Raw genomic sequence first — 15,084 nt, forward strand, 5'->3', positions numbered from 1 at the left:
TTTCTATCAATCGGAAACCATATTCTCATTTGCGCGATGACCTGGACCCGTCCACCGCCCGGGGCCGCCTTCGCGCGATGGAGAGAATGTTATTCTCGCGACCGAGAGTCTCAGTTACGCGAAGGGGAACACATGGATATCGCCGGTAGCTCCGCGCTCGTCGTCGGTGGCGCGGGAGGACTCGGGGAGGCGACCGTGCGCCGCCTGCATGCCGCCGGGGCCAAGGTTGTCGTCGCCGATATGGCCGACGACAAGGGCACCGCACTGGCGAAAGAACTCGGTATCCCCTATGTCCGCACCGACGCCACCTCCGAGGAGTCCGTCAACGCGGCGATCGCCGAGGCCGAATCCCTGGCACCGCTGCGCATTTCGGTGGACACCCACGGCGGCCCCGCAGCCGGCGGCCGGCTGATCGGCAAGGACGGATCACCGCACGGCCTCGAGGGGTTCGAGACCACGGTGAAGTTCTATCTGACGGCCGTGTTCAACGTGATGCGGTTGGCCGCGGCGGCCATCGGCCGCACCGAGCCGCTGGAGGAGGGTGGCCGCGGCGTCATCGTCAACACCGCATCGATCGCCGGATACGAGGGCCAGATCGGCCAGTTGGCCTATGCGGCCGCCAAGGGTGGTGTGCTGGGTATGACCTTGGTCGCCGCACGTGACCTGTCCCCGTTGGGCATTCGCGTCAACACCATCGCGCCGGGCACCATCAACACCCCGGCCTATGGCAAGGCTGCCGACCAGCTCGAGCAGTACTGGGCCCCGCAGATCCCGTTCCCCAAGCGGATGGGCCGCTCGACCGAATACGCCCAGCTGGCGCAGAGCATCATCGAGAACGACTACCTCAACGGCGAGATCATCCGCCTCGACGGGGCGCTGCGCTTCCCGCCCAAGTGAATCTGCACGGCAGGACCGCATTCGTCGCCGGCGCCAGCCGAGGCATCGGCGCGACCATCGCCCAAGCGCTGGCGCATGCGGGTGCCGCGGTGGCGGTCGCCGCCCGCTCCGAGAAGCAGGGCCGACTGCCGGGCACCATCGGGTCGGTGACAGCCGCGATCACCGACAACGGCGGTCGCGCACTGGCGATCCCCTGCGATGTGACCAGCGAGGAATCGGTCAACGACGCTGTCGCGGCGACGGTTTCGGAATTCGGCGGGATCGACATCCTGGTCGCCAACGCCGGCGTGCTGTGGCTTGGACCGATCGAGTCGACCCCGTTGAAGCGTTGGCAGCGCTGCCTCGACGTCAACCTGACCGGAGTGTTCCTGGTGACCAAGGCGGTCATCCCGCATGTCCGCGCCCGTGGCGCCGGATCGTTGATCGCGGTCACCACCACCGGGGTCGGCATGCCCGGATCGAACGCGTACTGGGTGTCCAAGGCCGCAGCCGAACGGCTCTACCTCGGCCTGGCCGAGGACCTGAAGCCGGACAACATCGCGGTGAACTGCCTGAGCCCGTCGCGGGTGGTGCTCACCGAGGGCTGGCAGGCCGGGGGCGGCGGGATCGAGATCCCGGCCGAGATGGTGGAACCTCCCGAGGCGATGGGCCGGGCCGCGGTTCTGTTGGCCGGCCAGGACGGCACCGGGATCACCGGGACGGTGCAGCGCTCGGAGTCACTGACCTTCTGAGCGCGCAGACAACCTGTCCCGCAGCACCCGGCGCAACACCTTGCCCGACGGCAACCGCGGGATCTCGTCGACGAACACCACCCGACGTGGCCGCTTGTACGACGACAGCCGCTCCCCGAGCAGGTCGATGAGTTCGGTGTCGGTAACCCCGTCCGCCGATACCGCGGCGATCACCGATTCACCGTCGACGGCGTCGGGCACCCCGAACACGGCACAGTCGCGCACCGCCGGGTGGCCGTGCAGCACGGCCTCGACCTCGGCCGGCGCCACCTGGAAGCCGCGCACCTTGATCATCTCCTTGAGCCGGTCGGTGATGCGCAGCCAGCCCTCGTCGTCGAGTTCGCCGATGTCCCCGGTGCGGTACCACCCGTCGTCGAACGCGGCGGCCGTGTCAGCGACGGGAAGGTACCCCGACATCGCCGAATCCGATTGCACCTGGATCTCACCGGATGCCGCGATGCGTACGCGCACGCCGGGTACCGGTTTGCCGACGGTGTCCAACCGCGCCTCACCGAGCGGGCAACAGGCGATCACCGGCAGTTCGCTGGCCCCGTAGGCCGACACCCACTGCACGCCGATCCGCTCGGTCACGGCATCGGCCACACTCTGGGTCACCGGGGTGGCGCACCACATGATGTAGCGCAGTGACGTCAGGTCGTAGCTCTCCAGGTCGGGGTGCGCCGCGATCGCCAGCGCGATGGGGGCGACGGCCATCTCGATGGTGATGCCGTCGTCCTGGATGTGGCGCAGCATGCGGTCGATGTCGAATCGGGGGTGCAGGCGCATCCACGCCCCGGTATCGAGGACGGTGGCGATGTTGAGCAGGCCCAGAATATGGCTGGGCGGCGTCATGATCTGCATGCGGTCGGCCGCCGTCAGCCCGAGCGCGGTCCGCCAATGCCGCACCGCGGCAGCGAAACCCGCGTGGGTGTGGCGGACGGCCTTGGGCAGGCCGGTGGTCCCGGAGCTGAACACGAACAGCGCATCGGCCCCGTCGTCCACCGCATCCCAGTCGCCGGCCCCCGCGGTGATCGGGTCGTCGAGATGCAGCATCGGAAGCAACTCCCCCAGCATCGCGACATCACCGACGCCGAGCACCGGGTCGGTCAGCGCCAGCGCGTGCGCGACTTCGGCGCGCTTCCACCCCGAACTCACCAGCACCACCGCGGCGCCCAGGCGCCACACCGCGTGCAGGGCGATGACGAACTCGGGCCGGTTCGTCGACATCAGCGCCACCCGGTCACCGGCGCCGACGCCGCGGGCACGCATGGTCGCCGCCATCCCGTCGGCGAGTGCGTCGATGTCGGCCAGCGTGTAGCTGCGGTCCTCGAAGGCGAGTACCGGCTTGTTCTCGGGTGCCATCAAGCCGCTATCTTATCCGCTTCGGAGAATGATATTCTCCAATAGTCAGAATCCCTTGCCCAGGAGAACTCGATGACGGCCGAACCAGTGCCCGCCGACGAAGTCACGATCCTGCTCGACGGCGCCAGCACCACGGTGCTGCCCACGCCCGGTGACACGCTGCTGGAGACGGCACGGCGGGCCGGACTGACACCGCCGTTCGCCTGCGAGGCCGGCAACTGCGGCACCTGCATCGCCAAGCTCACCGAGGGCAGCGCCACCATGAAGGTCAACGACGCACTCGACGATGACGAGGTCGAAGAGGGTTATGTGCTGACCTGCCAGGCGATTCCCGAGCCGGGCCCGCTGACCGTCGACTACGACGACACCTGATCCGCGCGATGACACAGACGACGGGTGCGGCAGGTCAGTTGACCTGCTTGGCCAACTCGGCGATGACCTCACGGGTCCGATACTTAGAAGCGATCAGCTCGTCACGGGTGTCGCCGATGGGCAGCAGACGCACCGACAGGTCCGTCACACCGGCATCGGCAAACTGCTTGAACCGCTTCAGGATCGACTCCTCGTCACCGGCGGCGCACAGGTCACCGACGGTGCGGGCATCCCCACGGTCGAGCAGGCGCTGATAGTTCGGCGAGGTCTCGGCCTCTGCCAGGATGCGGTTGGCGCGCTCCTTGGCCGACTCGATCTCGGAGTTGGCGCACAACGTGACCGGGATGCCGGCGACGATGCGCGGGGCCGGCTTGCCCGCATCGGCGGCAGCCTTGTTGATCTTCGGCGCGATGTGCTCGCCGATGGCCTTCTCGTCGGCCATCCACAACGAGGTGCCGTCGGCATACTGACCGGCGATCTGCAGCATGACCGGCCCCAGTGCGGCCACCAGCACCGGCATCGGGGTCTCGGCACCCAGCGCGGTCGGATTGCGCACGGTGAAATGGTCGTTCTGCACATCGACGGGGCCGGGCCCGGCGATCGCGGCGTTGAACACCTGCAGATAGTCGCGGGTGTAGGCGGCCGGCTTGTCGTACGGCAGGCCCAGCATGTCCCGGATGATCCAGTGGTGTGACGGGCCGACGCCGAGTGCGAGCCGGCCGCCACTGATCGCGTGCACCGACAACGCCTGCCGGGCCAGCGCAATGGGGTGCTGCGCCTGCAACGGCACCACCGCAGTCCCCAGTTCGATCCGGGTGCTGTGCGATGCCATCAACGCCACCATGCTCAGCAGGTCGAAATCGTCGGGCACCTGCGGCATCCACGCAGTGGCAAGGCTCGCCGAATCAGCCCACTCGATATCGGAGATCAGCTTCTTGACCTTGCGGGCCATATCGCCACGCTCGGCACCGATCATCACGCCTAATCTCATCAGCCGGGCACCTCGCCTCTCGGGGACATCGCAGCCGATACCGCGTTGCCCATCACCGGATAACGTACTTCTAAACAATGAGAATACCAATACCGCTAGCGGAAATCGTGCACCCTGGGAGCCTCGGCAGCATGATCATCACGGACTCCCGAGCGCCCCAACCCGCCCCCGCCGCGCCGTCGTCGCTGGCCATGCGCGATTATGACACTTGCCGAAAATGAGAATGCCAATACCATCAAGAGGGTACGGCCCCTTCGTCCAAGGAGTCACTATGTCCAGCGAGCAACGTCCGCTTGCCGATCGCACGCTGCTGGTGTCCGGCGGCAGCCGCGGTATCGGACTGGCCATCGCGCTCGGCGCCGCCAAGCAGGGCGCCAATGTGGTGCTGCTGGCCAAGACCGCCGAACCGCACCCCAAGCTGCCCGGCACCGTGCACACGGCCGTCGCCGATGTCGAGGCCGTCGGCGCCAAGGGCGTCGCCGTCGTCGGCGATGTCCGCAAGGAAGAGGACGTCCAGCGCGCGGTGGACACCGCGGTCGAGTCCTTCGGCGGTATCGACATCGTGATCAACAACGCCAGCGCCATCGCCACCGAAACGACCGAACAGCTGTCGGCCAAGAAGTACGACCTGATGATGGACATCAACGTGCGCGGCACATTCCTGCTCACCAAGGCCGCGCTGCCGCACCTACAGAAGTCGTCAGCGCGCACGCGAGGAGCACAAAAGGCAGGAGCACACGTCGTCACCCTGGCACCGCCGCTGAACCTCAACCCGTACTGGCTGGGCGCTCATCCCACTTACACCGTCTCCAAGTACGGCATGACACTGCTGTCGCTGGGCTGGGCCGAAGAATACAAAGATGCCGGCATTGGCTTCAGCTGCCTGTGGCCGCAGACTTATATCGCCACCTCCGCGGTGACCAATCTCGCCGACGGTGACCACCTGGCGTCCTCGTCGCGCAGCCCGGAGATCATGGCCGATGCCGCGGTACAGATCTTGACCGGCCCGGCCAAGGACGCCAACGGCAAGACCTATATCGACGCCGATGTGCTCGCCGATGCCGGGATCACCGACCTGACCCGTTACGGCGGTGGGGAGGACCCCATCTGGGATATCTTCGTGGACAAGTCATGAGTATCTCGCTGCTGCTGGAGATGGCATCGTCGGCCAATCCGGATGCCACCGCGATCGTGTCGGGTGAGCTCCGGTTGACCGTCGCGGAATTGAGCGCGCTGGCAGAGGGTGGCGCCGGTGTGGTGGCCGCCTCCGGCGCCGGCCACGTCGCCTATGTCGGCACCGGGGGCGCCCTGCTGCCGCTGCTGTTGTTCTCGGCCGCGCGCGCCGGGGTGGCCGTCACGCCGCTGAACTACCGACTCTCGGCCGACGGCCTGCGGGCGCTGATCGACCGGCTACCCGACCCGCTCGTCGTCGTCGACGACGAGTACCGCGCCGCCGTCGGCGACGGTTACCGGGTGATGAGCTCACAAGAGTTCCTCGCCGCCGCCGGCACCGCCGAACCGGCTGCCGAATTCCCCGATCCCGACTCGGTCGGCGTCGTCCTGTTCACCTCGGGTACCACCTCGGCCCCGAAAGCCGTTGAGCTCACCCACAACAACCTCACCAGCTATATCACCGGCACCGTCGAGTTCGCCTCGGCCCAAGACGGTGACGCGGCGTTGATCTGCGTGCCCCCGTACCACATCGCCGGCGTCTCGGCTGCGCTGTCGAACCTCTACGCGGGCCGAAAGATGGTGTACCTGAGGCACTTCGACGCCCGCGAGTGGGTACGCCTGGTCGAGAGCGAGGGCGTCACCTCGGCCACCGTGGTACCGACCATGCTGGACCGCATCGTCACCGTGCTCGAAGACCAGAACACCGGGCTGCCCACGTTGCGTACCCTGGCCTACGGCGGATCCAAGGTGGCGCTGCCGCTGGTCCGCAAGGCACTGGAACTGCTGCCCGACGTCGGATTCGTCAACGCCTACGGCCTCACCGAGACCAGTTCGACGATCGCGGTGCTGACCCCCGACGACCATCGTGTCGCGCTGGGCTCCGAGGACTCCGCGGTAGCCAAGCGCCTCGGTTCGGTCGGCCAGCCCGTGCCCAGTATCGAGGTACAGATCCGCGGCGAGGACGGAACCGTCTTGGCCGCAGGCGAAACCGGCGAGCTGTTCGTCCGCGGCGAGCAGGTCTCCGGGCGCTACACCGGAATCGGATCGGTTCTGGACGCCCAGGGCTGGTTCCCGACCAAGGATGTCGCCACCCTCGACGAGGACGGTTACCTCTACATCGGCGGCCGTTCCGACGACACCATCATCCGCGGCGGTGAGAACATCGCGCCGGCCGAGATCGAGGACGTCCTGGTCGAGCACCCCGCCGTGCGCGACTGTGCGGTCGTGGGTGCCGAGGACCCCGAGTGGGGTCAGATCATCGTCGCCGTCGTCGTCCCGGTGTCGGGTGCCGCGCCGGAGCCCGAGGAGCTGCGCGACTTCGTGCGCGCCCAGCTGCGCGGTTCCCGCACACCGGATCGTGTCGTCTTCCGTGATGAGTTGCCCACCAACGCGACCGGCAAAGTGCTACGCCGGGAGCTTGTCAGCGAACTGAACGATAAGGAGCCCGCATGATCAAGAACGGCACCCGCCTGCAGAGCCAGGTCTGCGACACCCAGGTCATCGTGGTGCGCAGCTCCGATGCCCTCGACGATCTGCGTGCGGGGGGCGCACCGCTGATCCCGGTCGGCGGCGAGGCCACCGCGGGCCTGACGCTGGATCCGGCACTGTCCGACGGCAATCTGATGGGTAAGCGCTATGTCGACGACAGCGGCGCGGAGATCCTGGTGACCAAGGCCGGCGCAGGCACCCTGAGCATCGGCACCACCGCGCTGAACATCAAGGAAGCCAAGCCGCTGCCCGCCAGCGACTGAACAATGGAGCTTGTCTAAGCTCCAGAGATGACGACGGTCAGCAAAGCGCGTTCCCTCTGGTTGGTCAGCGCGGCGTACATCGTCGCGATCGCGGTCGCCGTGGTATGGCTGTGGTGGGGGCCGGCGACCGGACGACTGTGGCTGGACACCCTGATCGCCGACATCCTGGCGACGCTGGTGATCTTCGTGTTCAGTCGGGTCTACCGCAATTCCAGCTTCTACGACGCCTACTGGAGCGTCATCCCGCCACTGCTGCTGTTGTACTGGTGGTATCGCAGCGCACCGGATGTGGACCCGTTGCGGGCCTGGCTGATCACCGCGGTGATGCTGGCCTGGGCGATCCGCCTGACGGCCAACTGGGTGTACGCGTTCCCGGGTTTGCACCACGAGGATTGGCGCTACCCGATGTTCAAGGCTCGCGCCGGCCGTTTCGAGATCGTGGCCGATCTGGTGGCCATCCATCTGGTGCCCACGCTGCAGGTGTTCCTGGCGATGGTGCCGGTGTACATCGCAATCACCCACCCGGCTCCCGGTGTGGTGTGGCTGAGTTGGATCGCGTTCGTCATCGGGCTGGCCGCAGTGGCGCTCGAACTCGTCGCCGATGTGCAGATGCACCGTTTTGTCGCCGAACGCACCGAGGGACAGGCCATGGACCGCGGGCTGTGGGGATGGTCGCGACACCCGAATTACTTCGGCGAGTTCAGCTTCTGGGCCGCGCTGGCCCTGTTCGGCATCGCCGCCGCACCCGAGCTGTGGTGGCTGTCCTGCCTCGGCGCGCTGGCGATCCTGGCGATGTTCCTCGGTGCGAGCATCCCGATGATGGAGCAGCGCAGTCTGCAGCGGCGTCCCGCCTATCAAGAGGTGGTGGATCGGGTGTCGCGGTTCGTGCCCCGGCCGCCCGGACGCTGAACCTCCCACACTCTGAAACGCAGAATGGCTGCCCCCGAGGGAGCAGCCATTCGCGAATCCGGTGGATCAGTAGGTCGGCACGAAGACGTCGTTGATCCACACGCCCCAGTGATTCCAGCCGTTGTCCCACACCTGTGCATTGCCCTGCGCCCAGGCCGGGTCGACGGGCTTGGGCGGGGCCCAGGCCGGTGCGGTGCCCACGGACGGACCGGCCGGCGGCGCCGGCGGCATCGGGGCGGGCTCGGCGGTCGCCATCCCCGCCGCGGCAATCGGCGCGACGATCAGGCCACCGGCCACAGCGGCGCCGGCAATCAGCTTCTTGACATTCATCTTCCGTGATCCTCTTCTCTGAGCACCTACCTGAACTGCTGCTTGGTACCGCGTTCCTGCGTCCGGCAAACATGATGTGACCTGACTCATAACCACCCGAGGTGGGCCACGTCTTCACGAAACGGCGCCACCGCTAGCCGCACGGCTACCCTGACGAGGTGAGCACCGCGGGCAGACTGACACCGACCACCTACAGCGCGGCACAGCAACGTGTCATCACCGCCGCGCTCGATCTGTTCGGGACCCACGGCGTCAGCGGCACCTCGCTGCAGATGATCGCCGACGCCATCGGTGTCACGAAAGCGGCTGTCTACCACCAGTTCAAGAGCAAGGACGATGTTGTGATCGCGGTCGCCGAGACCGAGCTCGCCGCCCTGCAGGACGCTGTCGACGCGGCACAGGCCGAACCGGACCAGGTCGCCGCCCGCGACGTCCTGCTGACCCGTGTGGTCGATATGGCCGTCACCCGCCGCCAGTTGACCGGTGTGCTGCAGTTCGACCCCGTGGTGGTGCGCCTGCTCGCCGAGCACCGACCCTTCGCCGAGTTCATCGAACGGCTCTACCAGGTGCTGCTGGGCGAGGGCGCCGGTGTGGAGGCTCGGGTCAACGCCGCCGTGATGTCCGGGGCGCTCAGCGCGGCCGTGATGCACCCGTTGGTCACCGACGTCGACGATGACACGCTGCGCACCCAGATCCTCAAGGTCACCCGGCGCATCCTGGATCTGCCTCAGGGGTGACGGCTGGTCACTCCCCCGTCAACCACCAGGTAGGTCCCGGTGATGAACGACGCCTTGGGCGACATCAGGAACGCAACGGCCGCCGCCACCTCCTCGGGGTTGCCGATCCGGCCCAGCGGGGCGGCCTGCTCGAACCCTTCGCGCACCTCGTCGATATCGAGGGCGATCTGCAGCATCGGGGTCCGGATGAAACCCGGGCACACGGCGTTGATCCGGATGCCCGCCGGGCCGAGCTGGGCGGCCATCGACCGTGTCAGACCGAGCAGGCCCGCCTTGGATGCGCAGTAGGCCGGGATGAACGGATTGGCCGTCAGCCCTTCGATACTCGATATCCCGACCACCGCTGGGGCGCCGCCGGCCCGCGCCGCCGCCTCCAAGTACGGCAGCAGCAGCTGGACCAGCAGGGCGTGGGCGCGCAGGTTGACGTCGAGCACCGCGTCCCAGGATTCCTGGGTGTAGGCGCCGACGGGTTCGGGGGCGACCCGGCCCGCAGCGTGCACCAGTCCGTCGACATCGTCGAGCCCGGCCAGCTCCGCGGCCGCCGCTGCAGTATCGGTGACATCGACGACCGCACCCGGCATTCCGAGTGTGGCGGCGACGTCGAGGACCTCAGGCGCGATGTCCCACAACACGACTCGCCGCCCGTCAGCGACCAGCGCCTGGGCACTCGCCCGTCCGATACCCGATGCCGCACCCGTGACCACCACAGCTCCCATGGTGGGAGAACTTAGGTCAGCAACCGCGTCGCTGGTGTGGCTTTGCGCCACGCGCTGCCCGAACCACGTCATCGGTGAAGCGTTCCAGCAGGACGGCCTGGGCAGCGGCGAGATGCTTGCGCGCGATGCGCTCGGCCTCGGCGGCATCACCGGACGCGATGACCTCAATCATGCGCCGGTGGGTGCGTACCGCGCCGCGCGCCTGCGCCGGGGACGGATACTCGCCCCGTTTGACGCGGGCGTCGGCCCATTTCTCCTCCTGCACCGACCACAGCGCGACGAGGCTGCCCACGACGTGGCGCACCGTCGCGTTCGGCGTGAATTCGACTATCAGATCGTGGAACTCGCGTGCGATGCGGGTGAAGGCCGCCCCGTCCGCGACGACCTCGGCGCAGGCGTCGACATTGGCGGTCAGCGCGGGCACCGCGGTGCGCAGCCGGTCGGGCCGACGGGCGACCTCGGCCGCGCACAGCGGCTCGAGTAGTTGCAGGCCGGCCGCCAGATCGCCCAGCGATACCGCGGACCCCTGTAGTGCCAGACCCAGGTGATAGGCGGCCGACGACTCGTCGGGCCGGTGCACCTCGGCACCGCCGACGCTGCCGCGCCGCACCGTGACCAGTCCCTCGGTCTCCAGGATGCGCAGCGCCTCGCGCACCGACGGGTAGCTGACACCGAACTCGGTGACCAGCTGGTCCTGGGTCGGCAGCCGGTCGGCCCCGGCCAGGATCCGGCCCCGCAATTCTCCGGCCACCGTCTCGGCGATGCGTTGCTGCGGAATTCGCATGACACAAATACTAGCAATCCTTATGAGGATTGACCTACGATCGCCGATGTGGACTTCGGAATGGGCCCGGATGCCGCCGCCTTGCGCGGCGAACTTCGCGACCTGGTGAAAACGCATATCGCCGAGGACTATCTGGGTGCCTTCACGCACAACCCGGATGACCTCGAAGTGGCACAGGCGTTCTGCCGACTGCTGGCCCAGCGGGGCCTGCTGTGCATGTCCTGGCCCGAGGAGTTCGGCGGCCGGGCCTCCTCGCCGTGGGAACAGACAGTGGTCCGGGAGGAGATGTGGGCGCATCACGAGCCGCGCGGCGCCCAGTACATGGGCGTCAACTGGGTGGGGCCGATCATCATGCGCCACGGCACCCCCGAGCAGCAGCAGACCCACCTGCCACCCATCGCCGCCGGCGAGGTGATCTGGTGTCAGGGATTCTCCGAACCGGAAGCAGGTTCGGATCTGGCGTCGCTGCGCACGTCGGCGGTGCGCGACGGTGACGGGTGGGTGATCAACGGCCAGAAGATCTGGACCTCCTACGCGACCATGGCGCAGTGGTGCTTCCTGCTGGCGCGCACATCGAAGATGGGAGAGGAATCGGCTCGAAAAAAACAGCACGGCCTGACGATCTTCCTGGTGCCCATGTCGGATCCGGCGATCACCGTGCGGCCCATCCAGACGATGATGGGCCCGCACCACCTCAACGAGGTGTTCTTCGACGACCTGCGCGTCACCGACGCCGACGTCCTGGGCACCGTCGACGACGGGTGGACGGTGGTGCAGAGTGTGCTGGCGCTTGAACGCGTCGGCATCGCCCGCTACGCCCGCTGCGAACGACTGCTGCACCTGACGCCCGAGGCCCTCGGCGAACGGTGGGATTCGTTGCCCGATGAATTGCGCGGCCGGTGGGCGCGGATGCTACTGCACTGCCGCCGCGCCCGGCTGATGGCATACCGGCTGGTGGCCATGCAAGCCGAAGGCCAAGTGCGACCGACGGATTCGGCCGCCTACCGCATCGCGGTCACCAAACTGGATCAGGACAGCGCAGAGGTGCTCATGGAGATCGCTGCGGCCCTGCCCGCCGGGCAGGCCCAGACCTTCGCGGCCGAGGTCGAGGACCACTGGCGGTACTCGCAACCGTCGACGGTGTCCTCCGGCAGCATCGAGATGCAACGCATCCTGCTGGCCCGGACCCTGCTGACAGCATCATGAACATCGATCTGAGCCCGGAGGCTCGCGAGTACGGCGAGCAGGCCGCACGCGCCTTCGAATCCGCCGGTGGTGACACCCTGCTGCAGCGCGCCGAGGCGGACCCGACCACCCGGACATCGCTCGTGGCAGCGGTGTTGGACGGTCTGGGTGCCTGGGACCTGGAACCGCGCGCCGACGTCGACTCGGCCGAAGCGGCCGCCGCGCTGTGCCGCAGCGCCGGATACTGGGGGCTGCCCTACCCACTGGCCGAACGACTTGCCCGCCCGTCCGATATCGCGGCCGACGGGCTGGTCGTGGTCGCCGGGCCCGCCCCGGCAGCTACCCTCGCCGGCATCGACGGCGACTGGGCGGCAGTCACTTTGGACGGTCATCGGTCTCGGATAACGGTCACCTCGGATCCCCGGACCGCCTTCGTCACGTCACTGCAGTTGACCGACCTCGACGATGCGGGGGCATCCGATATCGCGCTCGCGCTGGTGCTGCCGTGTTGGACACTGTTGGGCATGCTGGATCGTGCCCTCGATCTGACCGTCGCGCATGTGAAACTGCGCAAGCAGTTCGGGCAACCGCTGTCCGGATTCCAGGGTGTGCAGTTCCAGCTCACCGACGCCGAGGTGGAGCGCAGCGGGTTGGAGATGCTGGCCCGCTACGCGTTGTCCACGGTCGCCGGCCCGGACGGTTTGGCCGATGCCATGGCGTTGCGGCTGGCGGCGATCGAGGCCGCCGAGGTGGTGTTCCGGGTGACCCACCAATTGCACGGGGCGGTGGGCTTCTGCGACGAGACCGTGCTGTCCTGGCTGTCCCGGTACAGCCAGCCGTTGCGGCGACTGCCGCTGGGGTTGTCGGCGACGCGGGCCGAACTGACCGAACTGTTGGGCACCCGCGGCCTGACCGGACTGTACAGCGCCGCAACGTGACCGGGGATCTGGACGAGTTCCGCAGTCAGGTCCGCGCCTGGTGCGCCGAACATGTGCCCGCCGACTGGCGCACCGCGCAGACCGGGGTGGGTGACGAGGAGTACGTGCGTTTCCAGAAGTCCTGGTTCGCCGAGTTGCATGCAGCCGGATACGCAGTACCCCATTGGCCCGCCGAATGGGGCGGCGGCATGTCCGTCGCCGAACAGATCGTGCTGTACTCTGAACTTGCCGCGCACGACGCACCGCGCCTGGTCCTGGCGTTCGTCGGGATCCATCACGCCGCCTCGACTCTGCTGGCCGCCGGCACCGAGGAACAGCGCCGTCGTCATCTGCCGGCGATCCTGGACGGCGAGATCTGGGTGCAGGGCTTCTCCGAACCGGAGGCCGGGTCCGATCTGGCCGCACTGCGCACCACCGCCCGACGTGACGGTGATGACTACGTGGTCAACGGACAGAAGGTATGGGCCAGCGGCGGACTACATGCCGACTGGTGTCTGCTGCTGGCGCGTACCGATCCGGATGCCAAGAAACGCCATGGCATCTCGTACTTCCTGATGGACATGACCAGCCCTGGCATCGAAGTCCGGCCGATCAAACAGGCCACCGGCGAGTCGCACTTCTGCGAAGTGTTCCTCAACGATGTACGCATCCCCGCGGCGAATCTGATCGGCCCGGAGAACAAGGGCTGGCAGGTGGCGCAGGAGACGCTGGGCGCCGAGCGCGGTATGACGATGCTGGAACTCGCCGAACGCCTCGGCAACGCCGGATTCCGTTGGCTCGTCGAGGAATGCGCACGTGCCGGCATCCTCGGCGATACGCTGGTCGGAGATCGGCTGGCGCAGCTCGAGATCGAGATCTCCGGGTTGCGGGGCCTGTGCCGGGATCTGGTCGAGGGACGATCCACCGGACCCGCCGACGCCTCGGTGATCAAGCTGTTCTACAGCGAACTGCTGCAGCGGATGACCGACTTCGGCGCACAGATCACTGGATTGGCGGGACACACGGTGCTCGCCAAACCGATCTCCAGCGGGTGGGAGTCCGGCGCGTGGGTACTGGATTTCATCGGATCCTGGGAGTGGACCATTCCAGGCGGCGCCAGCGAGATCCAGCGCACCATCATCGGTGAGCGCGGGCTGGGCATGGCCCGCGAACCGGCGGGAGCATGATGGCACGCGAGTTTGCCGACCTTCACCCCGAACTTCGTTCGGTGGCACGAGATCTGCTGGCGACCGGTGAGCCGGACTGGGCGCTGGTCACCCAGGCAGGGTGGCCGGGGCTGGAGATCCCCGAGTCGCTCGGCGGCTCCGGGGTGTCCTTCGCCGAGACCGCGGTGGTCACCGAAGAAATCGGACGGGCCGCCGCGTACAGCCCCTATCTGGGTGTGACTCTCGGGGTGGGCGCGCTGCTGGGGCTGCCGGCCGACGATGCCCGCGACGCGCTCCTGGCGGGTACCGTCGACGGATCCGGCGTTCCGGTGGCGGTCCTGCCCACCGGCGAGGATCCGGACATCACCTTCACGCTGGGCCACGATGAACTGCTCAGCGGCCGCGCGGAGTTCGTCCCGGACGCCGCCACGGCGACCAGGCTGCTGGTGGTGGCCCGCGATGCCGATGGCGCTGCGGTGTTGGCCGAAACCGCACCGGAAAGCCTCGTCGTCACGCCGCAACCCGTGCTCGACGAGACCCACCGCCTCGCGACCGTCACTGCCGATGGCAACCGCCCGGATCGGGTCTGGCGGTTTCCCAGCGATGCCGCCCTGCACGCGGTACTCGACCGGGCCGCGGTCGCGGTGGCCGCAGACAGTCTCGGCGTGGCCGAGGCGATGCTGCAGGGCACCGTCGACTACGTCGGCATGCGCCGCCAGTTCGACCGCCCCATCGGCTCGTTCCAGGCCGTCAAACACGCCTGCGCCGACATGCTGGTGCAGATCAGGGTGACCAGACAGCTCGTCGATGCCGCCGTCGACGCGGTGGCCGGCGGGGGTGACGCAGGCGTCGACGCCCAGATGGCCAAGGCGTACGCCACCGACACCGCGGTGGCCGTCGCCGGTAAGGCGATGCAGCTACACGGTGGAATCGGCTACACCTGGGAGAGCGGAATCCACGTCCATCTCAAGCGTGCGACGCTCAATCGCGCCCTGTTCGGCAGTCCGGCGAGGCACCGGAAAGCGCTGGCCACCCGGTACGGCTGACAATCTCGGTCGCCGGT

17 protein-coding genes are annotated in these 15,084 nt (G+C 67.8%); 12 read left to right on the plus strand and 5 right to left on the minus strand.

What is annotated here, in order from left to right; translation table 11 throughout:
• Positions 1-132 precede the first annotated feature (132 nt).
• Together ACLBYA_RS20435 and ACLBYA_RS20440 are read left to right on the plus strand one after the other, a co-directional pair.
• Positions 133-897 (plus strand): SDR family NAD(P)-dependent oxidoreductase, encoded by a 765-nt coding sequence (locus ACLBYA_RS20435; protein WP_447711260.1) that lies wholly within the window; start codon positions 133-135, stop codon positions 895-897.
• Positions 894-1,628 (plus strand): SDR family NAD(P)-dependent oxidoreductase, encoded by a 735-nt coding sequence (locus tag ACLBYA_RS20440; protein WP_447711261.1) that lies wholly within the window; start codon positions 894-896, stop codon positions 1,626-1,628. The genes ACLBYA_RS20435 and ACLBYA_RS20440 overlap by 4 nt, the downstream gene beginning before the upstream one ends.
• Here the strand turns inward: ACLBYA_RS20440 and ACLBYA_RS20445 are convergent.
• Complete coding sequence (locus tag ACLBYA_RS20445) at positions 1,614-2,990, minus strand: class I adenylate-forming enzyme family protein (RefSeq protein ID WP_447711262.1); 1,377 nt, start codon at positions 2,988-2,990, stop codon at positions 1,614-1,616. The genes ACLBYA_RS20440 and ACLBYA_RS20445 overlap by 15 nt on opposite strands.
• 72 nt (positions 2,991-3,062) lie before the next feature.
• On the opposite strand from ACLBYA_RS20445, the gene ACLBYA_RS20450 reads away from it, so the two are divergent.
• On the plus strand, positions 3,063-3,362 hold the full coding sequence (locus tag ACLBYA_RS20450; RefSeq protein ID WP_447711263.1) for a 2Fe-2S iron-sulfur cluster-binding protein: 300 nt from the start codon (positions 3,063-3,065) through the stop codon (positions 3,360-3,362).
• Between the two features lie 34 nt (positions 3,363-3,396).
• Here the strand turns inward: ACLBYA_RS20450 and ACLBYA_RS20455 are convergent, their stop codons facing one another.
• Entirely contained in the window at positions 3,397-4,353 is a 957-nt protein-coding gene (locus ACLBYA_RS20455; protein WP_447711264.1) for an LLM class F420-dependent oxidoreductase, read from the minus strand.
• A gap of 271 nt (positions 4,354-4,624) precedes the next feature.
• On the opposite strand from ACLBYA_RS20455, the gene ACLBYA_RS20460 reads away from it, so the two are divergent.
• From ACLBYA_RS20460 to ACLBYA_RS20475, 4 genes are read left to right on the plus strand one after another with little or no spacing between them, the layout of a single operon-like run.
• Positions 4,625-5,488 (plus strand): SDR family oxidoreductase, encoded by an 864-nt coding sequence (locus ACLBYA_RS20460; RefSeq protein ID WP_447711265.1) that lies wholly within the window; start codon positions 4,625-4,627, stop codon positions 5,486-5,488.
• The gene (locus ACLBYA_RS20465; protein ID WP_447711266.1) at positions 5,485-6,978 is read left to right on the plus strand and encodes a class I adenylate-forming enzyme family protein; all 1,494 of its coding nucleotides are present in this window, start codon (positions 5,485-5,487) and stop codon (positions 6,976-6,978) included. The genes ACLBYA_RS20460 and ACLBYA_RS20465 overlap by 4 nt, the downstream gene beginning before the upstream one ends.
• On the plus strand, positions 6,975-7,277 hold the full coding sequence (locus ACLBYA_RS20470; RefSeq protein ID WP_447711267.1) for a hypothetical protein: 303 nt from the start codon (positions 6,975-6,977) through the stop codon (positions 7,275-7,277). The genes ACLBYA_RS20465 and ACLBYA_RS20470 overlap by 4 nt, the downstream gene beginning before the upstream one ends.
• Before the next feature lie 27 nt (positions 7,278-7,304).
• Positions 7,305-8,186 carry a DUF1295 domain-containing protein gene (locus tag ACLBYA_RS20475; RefSeq protein ID WP_447711268.1) on the plus strand — a complete coding sequence of 294 codons (882 nt, stop codon included), beginning with the start codon at positions 7,305-7,307 and terminating at the stop codon, positions 8,184-8,186.
• A gap of 66 nt (positions 8,187-8,252) precedes the next feature.
• On the opposite strand, the gene ACLBYA_RS20480 is transcribed toward ACLBYA_RS20475, so the two are convergent.
• On the minus strand, positions 8,253-8,516 hold the full coding sequence (locus ACLBYA_RS20480) for a hypothetical protein (protein ID WP_447711269.1): 264 nt from the start codon (positions 8,514-8,516) through the stop codon (positions 8,253-8,255).
• A gap of 158 nt (positions 8,517-8,674) precedes the next feature.
• On the opposite strand from ACLBYA_RS20480, the gene ACLBYA_RS20485 reads away from it, so the two are divergent.
• Entirely contained in the window at positions 8,675-9,253 is a 579-nt protein-coding gene (locus tag ACLBYA_RS20485; protein ID WP_447711270.1) for a TetR/AcrR family transcriptional regulator, read from the plus strand.
• Here ACLBYA_RS20485 and ACLBYA_RS20490 read toward each other — a convergent pair.
• Both ACLBYA_RS20490 and ACLBYA_RS20495 read right to left on the minus strand, forming a co-directional pair.
• Entirely contained in the window at positions 9,244-9,969 is a 726-nt protein-coding gene (locus ACLBYA_RS20490) for an SDR family NAD(P)-dependent oxidoreductase (RefSeq protein WP_447711271.1), read from the minus strand. The two genes, ACLBYA_RS20485 and ACLBYA_RS20490, sit on opposite strands and share 10 nt — an antisense overlap.
• Before the next feature lie 16 nt (positions 9,970-9,985).
• The gene (locus tag ACLBYA_RS20495) at positions 9,986-10,753 is read right to left on the minus strand and encodes a FadR/GntR family transcriptional regulator (protein WP_447711272.1); all 768 of its coding nucleotides are present in this window, start codon (positions 10,751-10,753) and stop codon (positions 9,986-9,988) included.
• 48 nt (positions 10,754-10,801) lie between these two features.
• Here ACLBYA_RS20495 and ACLBYA_RS20500 point away from each other — a divergent pair, with 48 nt between their 5' ends.
• From ACLBYA_RS20500 to ACLBYA_RS20515, 4 genes are read left to right on the plus strand one after another with little or no spacing between them, the layout of a single operon-like run.
• The gene (locus tag ACLBYA_RS20500) at positions 10,802-11,959 is read left to right on the plus strand and encodes an acyl-CoA dehydrogenase family protein (RefSeq protein ID WP_447711273.1); all 1,158 of its coding nucleotides are present in this window, start codon (positions 10,802-10,804) and stop codon (positions 11,957-11,959) included.
• Positions 11,956-12,876, plus strand: a complete 921-nt coding sequence (locus ACLBYA_RS20505; protein ID WP_447711274.1) for an acyl-CoA dehydrogenase family protein — start codon at positions 11,956-11,958, stop codon at positions 12,874-12,876. The genes ACLBYA_RS20500 and ACLBYA_RS20505 overlap by 4 nt, the downstream gene beginning before the upstream one ends.
• Positions 12,873-14,042 (plus strand): acyl-CoA dehydrogenase family protein, encoded by a 1,170-nt coding sequence (locus ACLBYA_RS20510; protein ID WP_447711275.1) that lies wholly within the window; start codon positions 12,873-12,875, stop codon positions 14,040-14,042. Before ACLBYA_RS20505 ends, ACLBYA_RS20510 begins: the two co-directional genes overlap by 4 nt.
• Positions 14,042-15,067, plus strand: coding sequence for an acyl-CoA dehydrogenase family protein (locus ACLBYA_RS20515; RefSeq protein WP_447711276.1), 1,026 nt, complete (start codon positions 14,042-14,044; stop codon positions 15,065-15,067). The genes ACLBYA_RS20510 and ACLBYA_RS20515 overlap by 1 nt, the downstream gene beginning before the upstream one ends.
• Positions 15,068-15,084 lie beyond the last annotated feature (17 nt).

It is taken from the genome of Mycobacterium sp. C31M (assembly GCF_053345865.1).